The sequence below is a fragment of the Citrobacter freundii complex sp. CFNIH4 genome (genome assembly GCF_002934505.1).
Classification (GTDB): Bacteria; Pseudomonadota; Gammaproteobacteria; order Enterobacterales; family Enterobacteriaceae; genus Citrobacter; species Citrobacter freundii.
Map to the genome: position 1 here is coordinate 4,479,617 of NZ_CP026231.1, position 17,530 is coordinate 4,497,146.

Annotated in this window: 12 protein-coding genes, 2 tRNA genes and 3 rRNA genes; 12 read left to right on the top strand and 5 right to left on the bottom strand. The window is 51.9% G+C overall.

Going from position 1 to position 17,530, the window contains the following annotated elements; genetic code table 11:
* Window positions 1-34: 34 nt before the first annotated feature.
* The gene (gene fadA / locus C2U41_RS22920; protein ID WP_061066935.1) at window positions 35-1,198 is read right to left on the bottom strand and encodes an acetyl-CoA C-acyltransferase FadA; all 1,164 of its coding nucleotides are present in this window, start codon (window positions 1,196-1,198) and stop codon (window positions 35-37) included.
* Window positions 1,199-1,207: 9 nt separating this feature from the next.
* The gene (gene fadB, locus C2U41_RS22925) at window positions 1,208-3,397 is read right to left on the bottom strand and encodes a fatty acid oxidation complex subunit alpha FadB (RefSeq protein ID WP_103848945.1); all 2,190 of its coding nucleotides are present in this window, start codon (window positions 3,395-3,397) and stop codon (window positions 1,208-1,210) included.
* A gap of 189 nt (window positions 3,398-3,586) precedes the next feature.
* Between fadB and pepQ the strand changes: the two genes are divergently transcribed.
* The 9 genes from pepQ to rrf all read left to right on the top strand — a co-directional run bounded on the left by pepQ (window position 3,587) and on the right by rrf (window position 13,146).
* Window positions 3,587-4,918 carry a Xaa-Pro dipeptidase gene (pepQ, locus tag C2U41_RS22930; RefSeq protein WP_103848944.1) on the top strand — a complete coding sequence of 444 codons (1,332 nt, stop codon included), beginning with the start codon at window positions 3,587-3,589 and terminating at the stop codon, window positions 4,916-4,918.
* Entirely contained in the window at window positions 4,918-5,532 is a 615-nt protein-coding gene (locus C2U41_RS22935) for an IMPACT family protein (RefSeq protein WP_103848943.1), read from the top strand. Before pepQ ends, C2U41_RS22935 begins: the two co-directional genes overlap by 1 nt.
* Before the next feature lie 38 nt (window positions 5,533-5,570).
* Complete coding sequence (gene trkH, locus C2U41_RS22940) at window positions 5,571-7,022, top strand: Trk system potassium transporter TrkH (protein WP_003017848.1); 1,452 nt, start codon at window positions 5,571-5,573, stop codon at window positions 7,020-7,022.
* A gap of 11 nt (window positions 7,023-7,033) precedes the next feature.
* On the top strand, window positions 7,034-7,579 hold the full coding sequence (gene hemG, locus C2U41_RS22945) for a menaquinone-dependent protoporphyrinogen IX dehydrogenase (RefSeq protein ID WP_003017846.1): 546 nt from the start codon (window positions 7,034-7,036) through the stop codon (window positions 7,577-7,579).
* A gap of 375 nt (window positions 7,580-7,954) precedes the next feature.
* Window positions 7,955-9,496: ribosomal RNA gene (locus tag C2U41_RS22950) — 16S ribosomal RNA — on the top strand.
* 72 nt (window positions 9,497-9,568) lie between these two features.
* Window positions 9,569-9,645 (top strand) — tRNA-Ile (locus C2U41_RS22955).
* A 105-nt stretch (window positions 9,646-9,750) separates the two neighbouring features.
* A tRNA-Ala gene (locus C2U41_RS22960) sits at window positions 9,751-9,826 on the top strand.
* A gap of 206 nt (window positions 9,827-10,032) precedes the next feature.
* Window positions 10,033-12,939: ribosomal RNA gene (locus tag C2U41_RS22965) — 23S ribosomal RNA — on the top strand.
* 91 nt (window positions 12,940-13,030) lie between these two features.
* Window positions 13,031-13,146, top strand: a 5S ribosomal RNA gene (gene rrf, locus C2U41_RS22970).
* The 16S, 23S and 5S rRNA genes sit together here with 2 tRNA genes alongside, the layout of an rRNA operon.
* Window positions 13,147-13,276: 130 nt before the next feature.
* Here the strand turns inward: rrf and mobB are convergent.
* Complete coding sequence (gene mobB, locus C2U41_RS22975; protein ID WP_003028613.1) at window positions 13,277-13,780, bottom strand: molybdopterin-guanine dinucleotide biosynthesis protein MobB; 504 nt, start codon at window positions 13,778-13,780, stop codon at window positions 13,277-13,279.
* Window positions 13,777-14,304: a molybdenum cofactor guanylyltransferase MobA gene (gene mobA, locus C2U41_RS22980; protein WP_230320601.1), complete on the bottom strand. Its 528-nt coding sequence runs from the start codon at window positions 14,302-14,304 to the stop codon at window positions 13,777-13,779. The genes mobB and mobA overlap by 4 nt, the downstream gene beginning before the upstream one ends.
* A 126-nt stretch (window positions 14,305-14,430) precedes the next feature.
* On the opposite strand from mobA, the gene C2U41_RS22985 reads away from it, so the two are divergent.
* The 3 genes from C2U41_RS22985 to dsbA all read left to right on the top strand — a co-directional run bounded on the left by C2U41_RS22985 (window position 14,431) and on the right by dsbA (window position 16,403).
* On the top strand, window positions 14,431-14,700 hold the full coding sequence (locus C2U41_RS22985) for a YihD family protein (protein ID WP_003028616.1): 270 nt from the start codon (window positions 14,431-14,433) through the stop codon (window positions 14,698-14,700).
* Window positions 14,701-14,776: 76 nt separating this feature from the next.
* Window positions 14,777-15,763 (top strand): serine/threonine protein kinase, encoded by a 987-nt coding sequence (locus C2U41_RS22990; RefSeq protein ID WP_102191201.1) that lies wholly within the window; start codon window positions 14,777-14,779, stop codon window positions 15,761-15,763.
* Between the two features lie 16 nt (window positions 15,764-15,779).
* Window positions 15,780-16,403, top strand: coding sequence for a thiol:disulfide interchange protein DsbA (gene dsbA, locus C2U41_RS22995; protein WP_003028621.1), 624 nt, complete (start codon window positions 15,780-15,782; stop codon window positions 16,401-16,403).
* A 13-nt stretch (window positions 16,404-16,416) separates the two neighbouring features.
* Here dsbA and C2U41_RS23000 read toward each other — a convergent pair whose 3' ends face one another.
* Window positions 16,417-17,352, bottom strand: coding sequence for an acyltransferase (locus C2U41_RS23000; protein WP_003028622.1), 936 nt, complete (start codon window positions 17,350-17,352; stop codon window positions 16,417-16,419).
* Between the last annotated feature and the right edge of the window lie 178 nt (window positions 17,353-17,530).

A 17,530-nucleotide genomic window follows, 5' to 3' on the forward strand; every position in this document is an offset into this window, starting at 1 on the left:
GCAGCGCGAATTATTTAGGGGAATTTATCTTTGATTAAACTCGCTCAAATACCGTCGCGATGCCCTGACCTAACCCGATACACATCGTCGCCAGGCCAAACTGTACGTCTTTGCGTTCCATCAGGTTGAGCAGGGTGGTGCTGATACGTGCCCCGGAGCATCCCAGTGGGTGGCCCAGAGCGATCGCGCCGCCGTTGAGGTTGATCTTCTCGTCTATCTGCTCCATCAGTCCCAGATCTTTAATGCACGGCAGGATCTGAGCGGCAAAGGCTTCGTTCATCTCAAACAAGCCGATGTCGCTGGTGGAGAGTCCCGCTTTTTTCAGCGCCAGCTTTGAGGCTGGAACCGGACCGTAACCCATGATTGACGGGTCGCAGCCAACAACAGCCATCGAACGAATACGGGCTCGTGGCGTCAGACCCAGCTCACGGGCGCGACTTTCACTCATCACCAGCATCGCCGCTGCGCCGTCGGAGAGCGCGGAGGATGTACCGGCAGTGACCGTTCCACTAACCGGATCGAACGCCGGGCGCAGGGTGGAGAGCGCTTCAACGGTTGTCTCCGGGCGGATAACCTCATCGTAGTTAAACTGCTTCAGCACGCCGTCGGCATCATGACCGCCGGTTGGGATGATTTCGTTTTTAAATGCGCCAGACTGTGTTGCAGCCCAGGCGCGAGCATGTGAACGTGCGGCGAAAGCATCCTGCATTTCACGGCTGATGCCGTGCATGCGGGAGAGCATTTCTGCGGTCAGACCCATCATCCCCGCCGCTTTTGCTACGTTGCGGCTCATGCCCGGATGGAAATCAACGCCGTGGCTCATTGGTACATGGCCCATATGCTCCACGCCACCAATCAGGCATGCCTGAGCATCGCCGGTCATGATCATACGTGCCGCGTCGTGCAGCGCCTGCATTGATGAACCGCACAGGCGGTTCACGGTGACCGCCGGAACGGAGTGCGGAATTTCCGCCAGCAGCGCGGCGTTACGGGCGATGTTGAAACCCTGCTCCAGCGTTTGCTGCACACAGCCCCAGTAAATGTCATCCAGCGCGGTTGGCTCCAGTGCCGGATTACGCGCCAGCAGGCTACGCATTAAGTGTGCGGAGAGATCTTCTGCCCGCACGTTACGAAACGCCCCCCCTTTTGAACGGCCCATCGGGGTACGGATCGCATCAACAATTACAACCTGTTCCATTGTGACTCCTTAAGCCGTTTTCAGGCTGCCAACCGGGCGGGCAGGCTCAACCTGGGGATAATACGGTTCGTTATGGCGCGCCTTATCACGCAGACCAGCCGGAACTTCATACAGCGCTCCGAGGTGCTGATACTGCTGGGCCATATCGAGATACTTCGCGCTGCCGAGCGTATCCAGCCAGCGGAACGCGCCGCCGTGGAACGGAGGGAAGCCCAGGCCATACACCAGTGCCATATCGGCTTCTGCCGGGCTGGCTATAATGCCTTCTTCCAGGCACCGTACCACTTCGTTGACCATTGGGATCATCATGCGAGCGATAATCTCTTCATCACTGAATTCGCGTTTCGGCTGGCTGACTTCTGCCAGCAGATCATCAACGGTGGCATCCTCTTCTTTTTTCGGCTTGCCCTTGTTGTCTTCTTTATAACGCCAGAATCCAAGACCGTTTTTCTGTCCGAAACGGTTAGCATCAAATAGGGCGTCTATCGCGTCGCGATAATCTTTCTGCATACGCTGAGGGAAGCCTGCGGACATCACTGCCTGCGCGTGATGTGCGGTATCAATTCCCACCACGTCCAGCAGATAAGCCGGGCCCATCGGCCAGCCAAACTGTTTTTCCATGACTTTATCGACTTTGCGGAAATCTGCCCCATCGCGCAGCAGCTGGCTGAAACCGGCAAAATACGGGAACAGCACGCGGTTCACGAAGAAACCGGGGCAGTCGTTGACCACAATTGGCGTTTTGCCCATCTGGCTTGCCCATGCGACAACTTTGGCGATGGTTTCATCCGAGCTTTTCTCGCCGCGAATGATCTCAACCAGTGGCATGCGGTGTACTGGGTTAAAGAAGTGCATCCCACAGAAGTTTTCCGGGCGCTTGAGCGCGCTGGCCAGCTCGTTGATTGGGATGGTCGAGGTATTCGACGCCAGTACGGTGTCCGGGCGTACCTGATCTTCGGTTTCCGCCAGTACCGCTTTTTTCACTTTCGGGTTTTCCACGACCGCTTCAACCACCACGTCCACACGCTCAAAACCGCTATAGTCGAGGGTTGGATGAATAGTGGAAATCACGCCCGCCATTTTCAGACCGTCAATTTTGCCGCGCTCAAGCTGTTTGTTCAGCAGTTTGGCCGCTTCGGTCATGCCCAGCGTTAATGATTTGTCGTTGATATCTTTCATGACAACCGGCACGCCTTTCCAGGCTGACTGGTAAGCGATGCCGCCGCCCATAATGCCTGCACCCAGCACTGCCGCTTGCTTTGGTGCTTCAATATTTTTGGTGAGCTTTTTGGCTTTGGCTTTCACGAACTGATCGTTAAGGAAGATCCCAACCAGCGCGCGAGCTTCACTGGTGTGCGCCAGCGGCACAAAGCTTTTATTTTCCAGATTCAGCGCTTCTTCACGGCCAAAACGAGCCGCTGCTTCAATGGTTTTTACCGCAGTAATCGGTGCGGGATAATGCTTACCTGCCGTCTGCGCCACCATGCCTTTGGCGATGGTAAAGCTCATAGCCGCTTCAATGTTGCTGAGTTTCAACGGCTCCAGCTTCGGCTGACGTTTGGCTTTCCAGTCAAGGTCGCCGTTAATCGCCTGACGTAATACCGCAATCGCGCCATCAAGCAGTTTGTCTTGCTTCACTACGCCATCGACCAGACCGATTTTTAGCGCCTGCTCAGCACCAACGTCTTTACCTGCCGCAATGATTTCCAGTGCGCTGTCCGCACCCAGCATACGTGGCATACGCACGGAGCCGCCAAAGCCCGGCATAATGCCCAGCTTGGTTTCCGGCAGGCCAATGCGCAGGTCCGGCGTTGCCAGACGATAGTCGGTTGCCAGGACACACTCGCAGCCACCGCCCAACGCATAGCCATTTACCGCTGAGAGGGTCGGAACAGGTAGATCTTCGAGGCGGTTAAAGACGCTGTTGGCAAAATGCAGCCACTGGCTCAGTTGCTCTTCAGGCACGAGGAACAGTGAAAGGAATTCGGTGATATCGGCACCAACAATAAAGGCTGCTTTGTTAGAGCGCAGAAGCAGCCCTTTTAAATTCGGTTGTTTTTCCAGCACATCAAGCGCATGGCCCAGGCTGGCAACGGTGGCCGTGTCGAGTTTATTGACCGAACCAGGGGCATCGAACACCAGTTCGGCGATGCCATCTTCCAGCCAGTCGAGGTACAGGGTGTCGCCTTTGTAAAGCATGTCAGTCTCCTGAATCCGCAAGGTGATCTGGTCATACCAGATGAATCGAAGTGTGTGTTTTATGTTAATAAAATGCAAATGAATGATTAAAGAAATGACGATTCGATCACGCTCGGCAGAAATCACGCACTCACAAAGCGATGTGCTAAGATGCGGAGACTTGAGGTCAAAAAAACAGAAGGATAGAAAATGGAATCACTGGCCGCACTCTATAAAAATCATATCGTTACCTTACAAGAACGGACGCGCGACGCGCTGGAGCGCTTCAAGCTGGATGCGTTACTTATTCACTCAGGCGAACTTGTTAACGTCTTTCTCGACGATCATCCGTACCCGTTTAAGGTCAATCCGCAATTCAAAGCCTGGGTGCCTGTCACGCAGGTTCCTAACTGCTGGTTGCTGGTGGATGGCGTAAACAAGCCGAAACTGTGGTTCTACCTGCCGGTCGATTACTGGCACAACGTTGAGCCGCTGCCTACCTCTTTCTGGACGGAAGAAATCGAGATCATCGCGCTGCCGAAAGCGGATGGTATCGGTAGCCAACTGCCAGCTGCTCGCGGCAATATCGGTTACATTGGCCCGGTTCCGGAACGTGCCCTGCAACTGGACATCGCGGCCAGCAACATCAACCCGAAAGGGGTGATTGACTACCTGCATTATTACCGTGCCTATAAAACGGACTACGAACTGGCCTGTATGCGCGAAGCGCAGAAAATGGCGGTAAATGGACACCGTGCAGCAGAAGAAGCGTTCCGTTCCGGAATGAGCGAGTTTGACATCAACCTCGCTTACCTGACTGCCACCGGTCACCGCGACACCGACGTGCCATACAGCAACATCGTGGCGCTTAACGAGCATGCTTCGGTTCTTCATTACACCAAGCTGGATCATCAGGCGCCGTCTGAAATCCGCAGCTTCCTGCTCGACGCTGGCGCGGAATACAACGGCTATGCGGCAGACCTGACGCGTACCTGGTCGGCGAAAAGCGACAACGACTATGCGCATCTGGTGAAAGACGTTAACGACGAAGAGCTGGCGCTGATTGCCACCATGAAAGCAGGTACCAGCTACGTGGATTACCACATTCAGTTCCATCAGCGCATCGCGAAGCTGCTGCGTAAGCATCAAATCATCACCGATATGAGTGAAGAAGCGATGGTGGAGAACGATCTCACCGGGCCGTTTATGCCGCACGGTATTGGTCATCCGCTGGGTCTGCAGGTTCATGACGTTGCTGGTTTTATGCAGGATGACAGCGGCACGCATCTCGCTGCGCCGTCGAAATACCCGTACCTGCGCTGCACTCGCGTGCTCCAGCCGGGAATGGTGCTGACCATTGAGCCAGGTATTTACTTTATTGAGTCTCTGTTAGCGCCGTGGCGTGAAGGGCAGTTCAGCAAACACTTCAACTGGCAGAAAATTGAAGCGCTGAAACCGTTCGGTGGCATTCGTATTGAAGATAATGTGGTGATCCACGAGAACAACGTTGAAAACATGACGCGGGATTTAAAACTGGCGTAATGGACAGTTGGTTAATTCCTGCGGCACCGGTCACCGTTGTTGAAGAAATCAAGAAAAGCCGCTTCATTACGCTTCTTGCTCATACCGATGGAGTCGAAGCGGCGAAAGCCTTTGTTGAGTCAGTGAAAGCTGAACACCCGGATGCCCGTCACCATTGCGTGGCGTGGGTGGCGGGCTCGCCGAATGATTCACAACAGCTTGGATTTTCAGACGATGGTGAACCTGCGGGAACGGCAGGCAAGCCAATGCTCGCACAGCTGATGGGGAGCGGTGTCGGTGAGATTACCGCTGTAGTCGTGCGCTACTACGGCGGTATCCTTCTCGGTACTGGAGGATTGGTAAAAGCCTACGGCGGCGGTGTGAATCAGGCGTTGCGCCAGTTAACGACACAGCGCAAGACGCCATTAACCGAATATACTTTGCAGTGTGAGTACGGTCAGCTGGCAGGCATTGAAGCTTTGCTGGGGCAGTTTGACGGTAAAGTCGTTGCCAGTGATTACCAGGCTTTTGTTCGACTCAGGGTGGCGCTTCCTTTTGCCAAAGTGGATGAGTTTTCGGCAAAACTGGCGGATTTTAGTCGTGGTTCATTGCAATTGTTAGCGATTGAAGAATAATCCCCACCTCATTTTAAAGAACTAAGGAAGCGGCAGAGATGCATTTTCGCGCCATCACCCGAATCGTTGGACTACTGGTCATCTTATTCTCGGGGACAATGATTATCCCTGGACTGGTAGCGCTCATCTACCGTGACGGGGCAGGGCGTGCATTCACCCAAACTTTCTTCGTTGCTTTGGCGATCGGCTCCATGCTGTGGTGGCCAAACCGTAAAGAGAAGGGCGAGCTGAAATCGCGCGAAGGATTTCTGATTGTCGTTTTGTTCTGGACCGTTCTGGGCAGCGTGGGTGCGCTACCGTTCATCTTTGCGGAAAGCCCAAACCTGACGATAACCGACGCTTTTTTTGAATCCTTTTCCGGATTGACCACCACCGGTGCAACGACGTTGGTGGGGCTGGATTCATTGCCACACGCGATTCTCTTTTATCGCCAGATGCTGCAATGGTTCGGCGGGATGGGGATCATCGTGCTGGCGGTGGCTATCCTGCCTATTCTTGGCGTGGGTGGGATGCAGCTTTATCGGGCAGAAATGCCGGGGCCGCTGAAAGATAATAAGATGCGCCCGCGTATTGCCGAAACGGCGAAAACGCTGTGGCTTATCTATGTATTACTGACGGTGGCGTGCGCGCTGGCGCTATGGTTTGCCGGGATGCCCGCGTTTGACGCCATTGGGCACAGTTTTGCCACGATTGCCATCGGTGGTTTTTCCACACACGATGCCAGCGTGGGGTATTTCGACAGTCCCACGATTAATACGATTATTGCAATCTTCTTGCTGATCTCCGGTTGTAACTATGGTCTGCACTTCTCTTTATTAAGTGGGCGTAGTCTGAAGGTTTACTGGCGCGATCCGGAATTCCGCATGTTCATCGGCGTGCAGTTGACGCTGGTGGCTGTCTGTACGTTGGTGCTGTGGATACACAATACCTATGGCTCGGCGCTCACGACGATCAACCAGGCCTTTTTCCAGGTGGTATCGATGGCGACGACTGCCGGATTTACCACGGACAGTATTGCCCGCTGGCCGCTGTTCCTGCCGGTGCTGCTGCTGTGTTCTGCTTTTATCGGCGGCTGTGCCGGGTCGACGGGGGGGGGCTTGAAGGTGATTCGTATCCTGCTGCTGTTTAAGCAAGGCAACCGCGAATTGAAACGACTGGTTCATCCGAATGCGGTTTACAGTATCAAACTGGGTAACCGTGCGTTGCCGGAGCGAATTCTTGAAGCCGTATGGGGATTCTTCTCTGCCTATGCGTTGGTCTTTATTATCAGTATGCTGGCGATTATTGCGACCGGCGTTGATGACTTCTCCGCGTTTGCCTCTGTTGTGGCAACGTTGAATAACCTGGGGCCTGGACTGGGGGTTGTTGCCGACAACTTTGCCAGTATGAACCCTGTGGCGAAGTGGATCCTGATTGCCAATATGCTGTTTGGTCGTCTGGAGGTCTTTACTCTGCTGGTGCTCTTTACCCCTACCTTCTGGCGTGAATAATGGAGTAACACGTGAAAACACTGATTCTTTTTTCTTCCCGGGACGGGCAAACGCGTGAAATCGCGGAATATCTGGCTTCTGAACTCAAAGAGCTGGGCGTTTGGGCAGATGTTGTTAATTTGCATCGTACCGCGGAGCCGGACTGGCAAAATTATGACAGCGTGGTGATTGGCGCCTCGATTCGCTATGGTCATTACCATGCTGCTTTTCAGGAGTTTGTGAAAAAGCATGCCACACGGCTGAATTCGATGCCGAGTGCGTTCTACTCCGTAAACCTCGTTGCCCGTAAACCGGAGAAACGTACGCCGCAAACCAACAGCTATGCGCGTAAGTTCCTGATGAGTTCGCCGTGGCGACCAGATCACAGTGCAGTCATTGCGGGTGCTTTGCTGTATCCCCGCTATCGCTGGTATGACCGCGTTATGATCCAACTGATAATGAAGATGTCAGGTGGTGAAACGGATACGAATAAAGAAGTGGTGTATACCGATTGGGAACAGGTTGCGAGATTCGCGCGGGAAATAGCCCAATTAACCAACAAAACGTCGTTAAAATAAACGTAAAGAATAAAAAACACGCACTCGGAAGATTATTTTAAATTTCCCCTTGTCAGCCTGAAATAACTCCCTATAATGCGCCTCCACTGACACGGAACAACGGATTACAAGCCGCCGGGTCAGCGGGGTTCCACTGAGAACTCCGGCGAAGAAAGCGAAATTAAATGCTTGACTTCGTAGCGGGATGGCGTAATATGCACACCCCGCACCGCTGAGAAAAAGCGAAGCGGCACTGCTCTTTAACAATTTATCAGACAATCTGTGTGGGCACTCGAAGATACGGATTCTTAACGTCGCAAGACGAAAAATGAACACCAAGTCTCTGAGTGAACATACGTAATTCATTACGAAGTTTAATTCACGAGCATCAAACTTAAATTGAAGAGTTTGATCATGGCTCAGATTGAACGCTGGCGGCAGGCCTAACACATGCAAGTCGAACGGTAGCACAAAGGAGCTTGCTCCTTGGGTGACGAGTGGCGGACGGGTGAGTAATGTCTGGGAAACTGCCCGATGGAGGGGGATAACTACTGGAAACGGTAGCTAATACCGCATAACGTCGCAAGACCAAAGAGGGGGACCTTCGGGCCTCTTGCCATCGGATGTGCCCAGATGGGATTAGCTAGTAGGTGGGGTAATGGCTCACCTAGGCGACGATCCCTAGCTGGTCTGAGAGGATGACCAGCCACACTGGAACTGAGACACGGTCCAGACTCCTACGGGAGGCAGCAGTGGGGAATATTGCACAATGGGCGCAAGCCTGATGCAGCCATGCCGCGTGTATGAAGAAGGCCTTCGGGTTGTAAAGTACTTTCAGCGAGGAGGAAGGCGTTGTGGTTAATAACCGCAACGATTGACGTTACTCGCAGAAGAAGCACCGGCTAACTCCGTGCCAGCAGCCGCGGTAATACGGAGGGTGCAAGCGTTAATCGGAATTACTGGGCGTAAAGCGCACGCAGGCGGTCTGTCAAGTCGGATGTGAAATCCCCGGGCTCAACCTGGGAACTGCATCCGAAACTGGCAGGCTAGAGTCTTGTAGAGGGGGGTAGAATTCCAGGTGTAGCGGTGAAATGCGTAGAGATCTGGAGGAATACCGGTGGCGAAGGCGGCCCCCTGGACAAAGACTGACGCTCAGGTGCGAAAGCGTGGGGAGCAAACAGGATTAGATACCCTGGTAGTCCACGCCGTAAACGATGTCGACTTGGAGGTTGTGCCCTTGAGGCGTGGCTTCCGGAGCTAACGCGTTAAGTCGACCGCCTGGGGAGTACGGCCGCAAGGTTAAAACTCAAATGAATTGACGGGGGCCCGCACAAGCGGTGGAGCATGTGGTTTAATTCGATGCAACGCGAAGAACCTTACCTACTCTTGACATCCAGAGAACTTAGCAGAGATGCTTTGGTGCCTTCGGGAACTCTGAGACAGGTGCTGCATGGCTGTCGTCAGCTCGTGTTGTGAAATGTTGGGTTAAGTCCCGCAACGAGCGCAACCCTTATCCTTTGTTGCCAGCGGTCCGGCCGGGAACTCAAAGGAGACTGCCAGTGATAAACTGGAGGAAGGTGGGGATGACGTCAAGTCATCATGGCCCTTACGAGTAGGGCTACACACGTGCTACAATGGCATATACAAAGAGAAGCGACCTCGCGAGAGCAAGCGGACCTCATAAAGTATGTCGTAGTCCGGATTGGAGTCTGCAACTCGACTCCATGAAGTCGGAATCGCTAGTAATCGTGGATCAGAATGCCACGGTGAATACGTTCCCGGGCCTTGTACACACCGCCCGTCACACCATGGGAGTGGGTTGCAAAAGAAGTAGGTAGCTTAACCTTCGGGAGGGCGCTTACCACTTTGTGATTCATGACTGGGGTGAAGTCGTAACAAGGTAACCGTAGGGGAACCTGCGGTTGGATCACCTCCTTACCTTAAAGAAACGTTCTTTGTAGTGCTCACACAGATTGTCTGATGAAAAATTAGCAGTAAGAAAATCTCTGCAGGCTTGTAGCTCAGGTGGTTAGAGCGCACCCCTGATAAGGGTGAGGTCGGTGGTTCAAGTCCACTCAGGCCTACCAAATTCTTTCTGATACCGCGTTGTGAAACGACTCGCATACTTCAGTATGCTTCGCCGCTCCACGCCTTGTCTCAGCAGGAATTAAGGTGAATGAGATAACTACGATGGGGCTATAGCTCAGCTGGGAGAGCGCCTGCCTTGCACGCAGGAGGTCTGCGGTTCGATCCCGCATAGCTCCACCATCTTTACTGCAAAAACACAAGAAAACTTCAGAGTGTACCTGAAAAGGTTCACTGCGAAGTTTTGCTCTTTAAAAATCTGGATCAAGCTGAAAATTGAAACGACACACTGTTTCATTTATCCGTAATAAGAAATGAAAAGCGGTGTGTTCGAGTCTCTCAAATTTTCGCAACACGATGGTGTTTTACGAAACATCTTCGGGTTGTGAGGTTAAGCGACTAAGCGTACACGGTGGATGCCCTGGCAGTCAGAGGCGATGAAGGACGTGCTAATCTGCGATAAGCGTCGGTAAGGTGATATGAACCGTTATAACCGGCGATTTCCGAATGGGGAAACCCAGTGTGATTCGTCACACTATCATTACGTGAATACATAGCGTAATGAAGCGAACCGGGGGAACTGAAACATCTAAGTACCCCGAGGAAAAGAAATCAACCGAGATTCCCCCAGTAGCGGCGAGCGAACGGGGAGCAGCCCAGAGTCTGAATCAGCTTGTGTGTTAGTGGAACGGTCTGGAAAGTCCGACGGTACAGGGTGATAGTCCCGTACACCAAAATGCACAGGTTGTGAACTCGAAGAGTAGGGCGGGACACGTGGTATCCTGTCTGAATATGGGGGGACCATCCTCCAAGGCTAAATACTCCTGACTGACCGATAGTGAACCAGTACCGTGAGGGAAAGGCGAAAAGAACCCCGGCGAGGGGAGTGAAAAAGAACCTGAAACCGTGTACGTACAAGCAGTGGGAGCCTCTTTATGGGGTGACTGCGTACCTTTTGTATAATGGGTCAGCGACTTATATTCTGTAGCAAGGTTAACCGTATAGGGGAGCCGAAGGGAAACCGAGTCTTAACTGGGCGTTAAGTTGCAGGGTATAGACCCGAAACCCGGTGATCTAGCCATGGGCAGGTTGAAGGTTGGGTAACACTAACTGGAGGACCGAACCGACTAATGTTGAAAAATTAGCGGATGACTTGTGGCTGGGGGTGAAAGGCCAATCAAACCGGGAGATAGCTGGTTCTCCCCGAAAGCTATTTAGGTAGCGCCTCGTGAATTCATCTTCGGGGGTAGAGCACTGTTTCGGCTAGGGGGTCATCCCGACTTACCAACCCGATGCAAACTGCGAATACCGAAGAATGTTATCACGGGAGACACACGGCGGGTGCTAACGTCCGTCGTGAAGAGGGAAACAACCCAGACCGCCAGCTAAGGTCCCAAAGTCATGGTTAAGTGGGAAACGATGTGGGAAGGCACAGACAGCCAGGATGTTGGCTTAGAAGCAGCCATCATTTAAAGAAAGCGTAATAGCTCACTGGTCGAGTCGGCCTGCGCGGAAGATGTAACGGGGCTAAACCATGCACCGAAGCTGCGGCAGCGACACTATGTGTTGTTGGGTAGGGGAGCGTTCTGTAAGCCGTTGAAGGTGTATCGTGAGGTATGCTGGAGGTATCAGAAGTGCGAATGCTGACATAAGTAACGATAATGCGGGTGAAAAACCCGCACGCCGGAAGACCAAGGGTTCCTGTCCAACGTTAATCGGGGCAGGGTGAGTCGACCCCTAAGGCGAGGCCGAAAGGCGTAGTCGATGGGAAACAGGTTAATATTCCTGTACTTGGTGTTACTGCGAAGGGGGGACGGAGAAGGCTATGTTAGCCGGGCGACGGTTGTCCCGGTTTAAGCATGTAGGCGGAGGTTCCAGGTAAATCCGGTACCTTTTTAACGCTGAGGTGTGATGACGAGGCACTACGGTGCTGAAGTAACAAATGCCCTGCTTCCAGGAAAAGCCTCTAAGCATCAGGTAACACGAAATCGTACCCCAAACCGACACAGGTGGTCAGGTAGAGAATACCAAGGCGCTTGAGAGAACTCGGGTGAAGGAACTAGGCAAAATGGTGCCGTAACTTCGGGAGAAGGCACGCTGATATGTAGGTGAAGTGATTTACTCATGGAGCTGAAATCAGTCGAAGATACCAGCTGGCTGCAACTGTTTATTAAAAACACAGCACTGTGCAAACACGAAAGTGGACGTATACGGTGTGACGCCTGCCCGGTGCCGGAAGGTTAATTGATGGGGTTATCCGTAAGGAGAAGCTCTTGATCGAAGCCCCGGTAAACGGCGGCCGTAACTATAACGGTCCTAAGGTAGCGAAATTCCTTGTCGGGTAAGTTCCGACCTGCACGAATGGCGTAATGATGGCCAGGCTGTCTCCACCCGAGACTCAGTGAAATTGAACTCGCTGTGAAGATGCAGTGTACCCGCGGCAAGACGGAAAGACCCCGTGAACCTTTACTATAGCTTGACACTGAACACTGGTCCTTGATGTGTAGGATAGGTGGGAGGCTTTGAAGTGTGGACGCTAGTCTGCATGGAGCCATCCTTGAAATACCACCCTTTAATGGCTGGTGTTCTAACGTGGACCCGTAATCCGGGTTGCGGACAGTGTCTGGTGGGTAGTTTGACTGGGGCGGTCTCCTCCTAAAGAGTAACGGAGGAGCACGAAGGTTAGCTAATCCTGGTCGGACATCAGGAGGTTAGTGCAAAGGCATAAGCTAGCTTGACTGCGAGAGTGACGGCTCGAGCAGGTGCGAAAGCAGGTCTTAGTGATCCGGTGGTTCTGAATGGAAGGGCCATCGCTCAACGGATAAAAGGTACTCCGGGGATAACAGGCTGATACCGCCCAAGAGTTCATATCGACGGCGGTGTTTGGCACCTCGATGTCGGCTCATCACATCCTGGGGCTGAAGTAGGTCCCAAGGGTATGGCTGTTCGCCATTTAAAGTGGTACGCGAGCTGGGTTTAGAACGTCGTGAGACAGTTCGGTCCCTATCTGCCGTGGGCGCTGGAGAATTGAGGGGGGCTGCTCCTAGTACGAGAGGACCGGAGTGGACGCATCACTGGTGTTCGGGTTGTCATGCCAATGGCATTGCCCGGTAGCTAAATGCGGAAGAGATAAGTGCTGAAAGCATCTAAGCACGAAACTTGCCCCGAGATGAGTTCTCCCTGAGACTATAAGTCTCCTGAAGGAACGTTGAAGACGACGACGTTGATAGGTCGGGTGTGTAAGTGTAGCGATACATTGAGCTAACCGATACTAATGAACCGTGAGGCTTAACCTTACAACGCCGAAGATGTTTTGGCGAAGAGACGACATTCAGCTTGATTACAGATTATATCGACATGCAAAAGCGTGTTGATAAACAGAATTTGCCTGGCGGCTGTAGCGCGGTGGTCCCACCTGACCCCATGCCGAACTCAGAAGTGAAACGCCGTAGCGCCGATGGTAGTGTGGGGTCTCCCCATGCGAGAGTAGGGAACTGCCAGGCATCAAATAAAGTGAAGAAGCCCATCCTGACGGATGGGCTTTTTTGCGTGTGTGCGGGGTAAAACCGCCGGGCTGAATGTATTGTGCAGGCCTGATAAGCGCAGCGCATCAGGCAGATCACGACACCGCAGTTATCTTCTGGCCCATTGCGTAACAAAATCAGCTACTTGCTGTATGTTGTTGATATCTAACAATGGAACATCCACCGCCAGCGGAACGTCACTGGCAACCGCTATAACATAGTCATCCATCACCAATTCCTCAGGACTATGCCCGCAGCCTTCGCGGAAAAGTAGGATCTTAGCGACAGGTTCATGCTTAAATCCCTCGACCAACACCATATCCAACGTTGAAGCGTCCATCCGGCTTACCAGATACGCTAAATCCAGTTCGGGCTCTTCCGGTGTTTCTACCATTAATGCCCAACGTTGCTGGCTGGCGACCAGAGTTTGTGCTGCACCAGCTTTGCGTAACTCATAGCTATCTTTACCGGGCTTGTCGACATCCATCTTGTGATGAGTATGCTTAATCAATCCGGGACGTATACCTCTGGCACGTAGTTCCGGGATCAACTTTTTGAGCAGCGTGGTTTTTCCCGTGCCGCTCCATGCCGCAATGGCGAGTAATGGGATCATGATTTTTCCTGCCATTTTGCGAGCTCTTCGGGGGTGTTCACGTTTACGAACGCATCTTTATGATCGCTGAAATCGACAGCATGACCGCCAGCCAGACGCATAAAGACCATAACGCGTCGTTCACCGGACTGAAGATAATCCTGCAGTAAAGGCTGCATAGAGCGGTGCATCAGCGCAATGGTTGGGTGATCTCTTTCACCATCATGCACCCAGACAACCGGTGCTGCTTTGCGCTGCTCTTTTAAACGAGCGACCAGATCGTGAGGAATATAGGGCATATCGCACGGGCAGAACAAAAACCATTCCCCCGTTTGCTGCAGGAATACCGATAGCATCCCGGCCAGTGGGCCAGGGAAATCGGCCAATGAATCGGGAATAACTTTCAGGCCGCTTTGCTGGTATATATCCCTGTGGCGATTGGCATTAACCACCACGGTTTCGACCTGCAAAGCGAGAATGTCGGCCACATGTCGCCAAAGAGGTTTACCGTCCAGCTCAAGCAGACCTTTATCGGTTCCGCCCATCCGTCTGGCCTTACCGCCAGCCAGCACAACCCCTGTTATTGCACTATCCAGAATCACTGATATCGCCTCTTTTAATGTGGGATTGACCCTGCTAACGTATCTGTATTGAGCCTAAGGAGCACAACCATGAAATGTAAACGTCTGAATGAAGTTATTGAACTCCTCCAGCCTGCCTGGCAGAAGGAACCCGATCTTAACCTGATGCAATTTTTACAGAAACTGGCGCAAGAGTCAGGTTTTGACGGCGAACTGGCGGATTTAACTGATGACATTCTGATCTATCACCTGAAAATGCGTGACTCGGCGAAAGATGCGGTCATTCCAGGTATTCAGAAAGATTATGAAGAAGATTTTAAAACTGCACTACTCCGCGCACGTGGCGTAATTAAAGAGTAAAAGCTTGTAATCGCCGCCACCGAAAGCGCTGCGAAATGATATCCTGAATCATTCGTAGTATTTTCCGGATGATGGGATGAACGACAACGCTTTTAATTTCCAGACGCTACACCCGGATACCATCATGGATGCACTGTTTGAGCAGGGGATCCGGGTGGACTCCGGGCTTACCCCGCTTAACAGTTATGAAAACCGTGTCTATCAATTCCAGGACGAAGACCGTCGACGCTTTGTCGTTAAGTTTTATCGCCCTGAACGTTGGTCTGTCGATCAGATCCAGGAAGAGCACCAGTTTGCTCTGGAACTGGTAAACGATGAAGTCCCGGTAGCTGCTCCGCTGGAATTCAGCGGTCAAACGCTATTAAGCCATCAGGGTTTCCATTATGCGATCTTTCCCAGCGTCGGTGGACGTCAGTTTGAAGCCGACAACATCGATCAGATGGAGGCGGTGGGGCGCTATCTCGGGCGTATGCACCAGACCGGATGCAAGCGTACTTTTGCCTTCCGCCCAACGATCGGCCTTGAAGAATACCTGACTGAGCCGCGTAAAGTTTTTGAACACGCACAGCTAATCCCATCAGGGCAAAAAGCGGCCTTCCTGAAGGCAACGGATGCGCTTATCGCGATCGTTACCGAACGCTGGCATACGCGTTTTACCACGTTACGCCTGCACGGCGATTGTCATGCCGGTAATATTCTGTGGCGCGATGGCCCGATGTTTGTCGATTTAGATGATGCCCGCAACGGTCCGGCTATTCAGGATTTATGGATGCTCCTCAATGGCGATAAAGCTGAACAACGTATGCAGCTTGAAACCATTATCGAGGCTTATGAAGAGTTTAGTGAGTTCGACATCTCTGAAATCGGACTGATAGAACCTTTACGCGCTATGCGTTTAGTTTATTATCTTGCCTGGCTAATTCGACGTTGGGCTGACCCTGCATTTCCAAAAAACTTCCCGTGGTTAACCGGGGAAGATTACTGGCATCGTCAGACCGCGACCTTTATTGAGCAGGCAAAAATTCTGCAAGAGCCCCCCTTACAATTAACGCCAATGTATTAACCGGAGAAACTTGAACATGAAAAAAATATGGCTGGCGCTGGCTGGTATGGTCTTAGCTTTTAGCGCATCCGCAGCGCAGTTCCAGGATGGCAAACAATACATCACTCTGGAAAAGCCAGTTGCGGGTGAACCGCAAGTGTTGGAGTTCTTCTCCTTCTACTGCCCGCACTGCTACCAGTTTGAAGAAGTGCTTCACGTATCTGATAATGTGAAGAAAAAGCTGCCGGAAGGCACCAAGATGACCAAATACCACGTCGAGTTTCTCGGGCCTTTGGGTAAAGATCTGACGCAGGCATGGGCGGTTGCAATGGCGCTGGGCGTTGAAGATCAGGTCACCGTTCCGCTGTTTGAAGGCGTTCAGAAAACCCAGACCGTTCAGTCTGTTGCTGATATCCGTAAAGTGTTTGTCGACGCAGGTATTAAAGGTGAAGACTATGATGCGGCATGGAACAGCTTCGTGGTGAAATCACTCGTGGCACAGCAGGAAAAAGCGGCGGCTGATTTACAGCTGCAGGGCGTTCCGGCTATGTTCGTGAATGGCAAATATCAGGTCAACCCGCAGGGCATGGATACCAGCAGCATGGATATTTTCGTACAACAGTATGCGGATACCGTGAAGTACCTGGTTGGTCAGAAATAAAAGCAAAAGCCGGTCACTGACCGGCTTTTTTATTTGAGGCTTTAATCGCGTCGAGCTGCGCGTCTTTCTCACTCCATAGCGTATTTAGCCAGAGCTGAAACCGACGCTTGAATCCCTTATCGTTCACGTAATCACCGTGCAACTCTTCATGAATTGGCTCCAGATTCACCCGCACGACAATCCGCGTTAACTTACCGCTCAGCATGTCGTAGAACGGTCGACTGCTGTTTTCCGGATAGCACAACGTGACGTTCAACATTTTATCGAACTGTGAACCCAGTACATTCAATGCCATTGCAATACCGGCCGCCTTAGGAGGGAGCAGGTTTTGATAGGGCGAGCGGGTTTGCTCACGTTTATCTTTGGTAAAGCGCGAACCTTCGACAAAATTCACAATGGTTGTCGGGTGTACGCGAAATTTCTCGCAGGAACGACGCGTTGTTTCGACATCTTTACCACGGCGTTCCGGATGGCGAAGCAGATAGCCACGTGAATAGCGTTTCATAAACGGCATATCCAGCGCCCAGCAGGCCAGGCCAATAAAGGGTACCCAGGCCAACTGCTGCTTGAGGAAATATTTATTCATCGGGATGTGCTTACGGAACAGAACGCAAAGCACAACGATATCGGCCCAGCTGTAATGATTACAAATGAGCAGATACCAGTTTTTCTTGCTAAGACCTTCCAGTCCTTCAACATCCCACTTTAGCCGTGGATTAAGGTGCAGCAGTAGCGCCAGACCTTCACACCAGCAGTACATCATGAAATTACAGAAGACAGAAACCTTGCGCCAGACGACAGGAATAGGCAAAAGGAGTTTCACAACTCCCGCAAGGATGATCGGCACAGAACAAAAAATCGTGACCAATATGGTCAATACGATACTCAGCAACAGCGTTATCGCAGCGAGTATTCTCGTCATAATTAAATTATTCAAAAGGTTAGCCATAGACAGTGCGCGAAAGAGGCGCAAGGGGCTGATTTTATCAGAAAACGAACCAAATGATGGATCTTCCCTCAATAGAAAAAAGAGGAATATCTATCCACATCAGGATATAAGCTGTAAAAATGGAATAAAATGCTGTGTATTTATTTAATTCATTGAAATACATATAAAAATATTATGA

What these genes read in the sequence shown, in the direction of transcription:
- fadA (WP_061066935.1), bottom strand. Translation starts at nt 1,198, where the DNA reads ATGGAACAGGTTGTAATTGTTGATGCGATCCGTACCCCGATGGGCCGT.
- fadB (WP_103848945.1), bottom strand. Translation starts at nt 3,397, where the DNA reads ATGCTTTACAAAGGCGACACCCTGTACCTCGACTGGCTGGAAGATGGC.
- pepQ (WP_103848944.1), top strand. Translation starts at nt 3,587, where the DNA reads ATGGAATCACTGGCCGCACTCTATAAAAATCATATCGTTACCTTACAA.
- C2U41_RS22935 (WP_103848943.1), top strand. Translation starts at nt 4,918, where the DNA reads ATGGACAGTTGGTTAATTCCTGCGGCACCGGTCACCGTTGTTGAAGAA.
- trkH (WP_003017848.1), top strand. Translation starts at nt 5,571, where the DNA reads ATGCATTTTCGCGCCATCACCCGAATCGTTGGACTACTGGTCATCTTA.
- mobB (WP_003028613.1), bottom strand. Translation starts at nt 13,780, where the DNA reads ATGATCCCATTACTCGCCATTGCGGCATGGAGCGGCACGGGAAAAACC.
- mobA (WP_230320601.1), bottom strand. Translation starts at nt 14,304, where the DNA reads ATGGGCGGAACCGATAAAGGTCTGCTTGAGCTGGACGGTAAACCTCTT.
- C2U41_RS22985 (WP_003028616.1), top strand. Translation starts at nt 14,431, where the DNA reads ATGAAATGTAAACGTCTGAATGAAGTTATTGAACTCCTCCAGCCTGCC.
- C2U41_RS22990 (WP_102191201.1), top strand. Translation starts at nt 14,777, where the DNA reads ATGAACGACAACGCTTTTAATTTCCAGACGCTACACCCGGATACCATC.
- dsbA (WP_003028621.1), top strand. Translation starts at nt 15,780, where the DNA reads ATGAAAAAAATATGGCTGGCGCTGGCTGGTATGGTCTTAGCTTTTAGC.
- C2U41_RS23000 (WP_003028622.1), bottom strand. Translation starts at nt 17,352, where the DNA reads ATGGCTAACCTTTTGAATAATTTAATTATGACGAGAATACTCGCTGCG.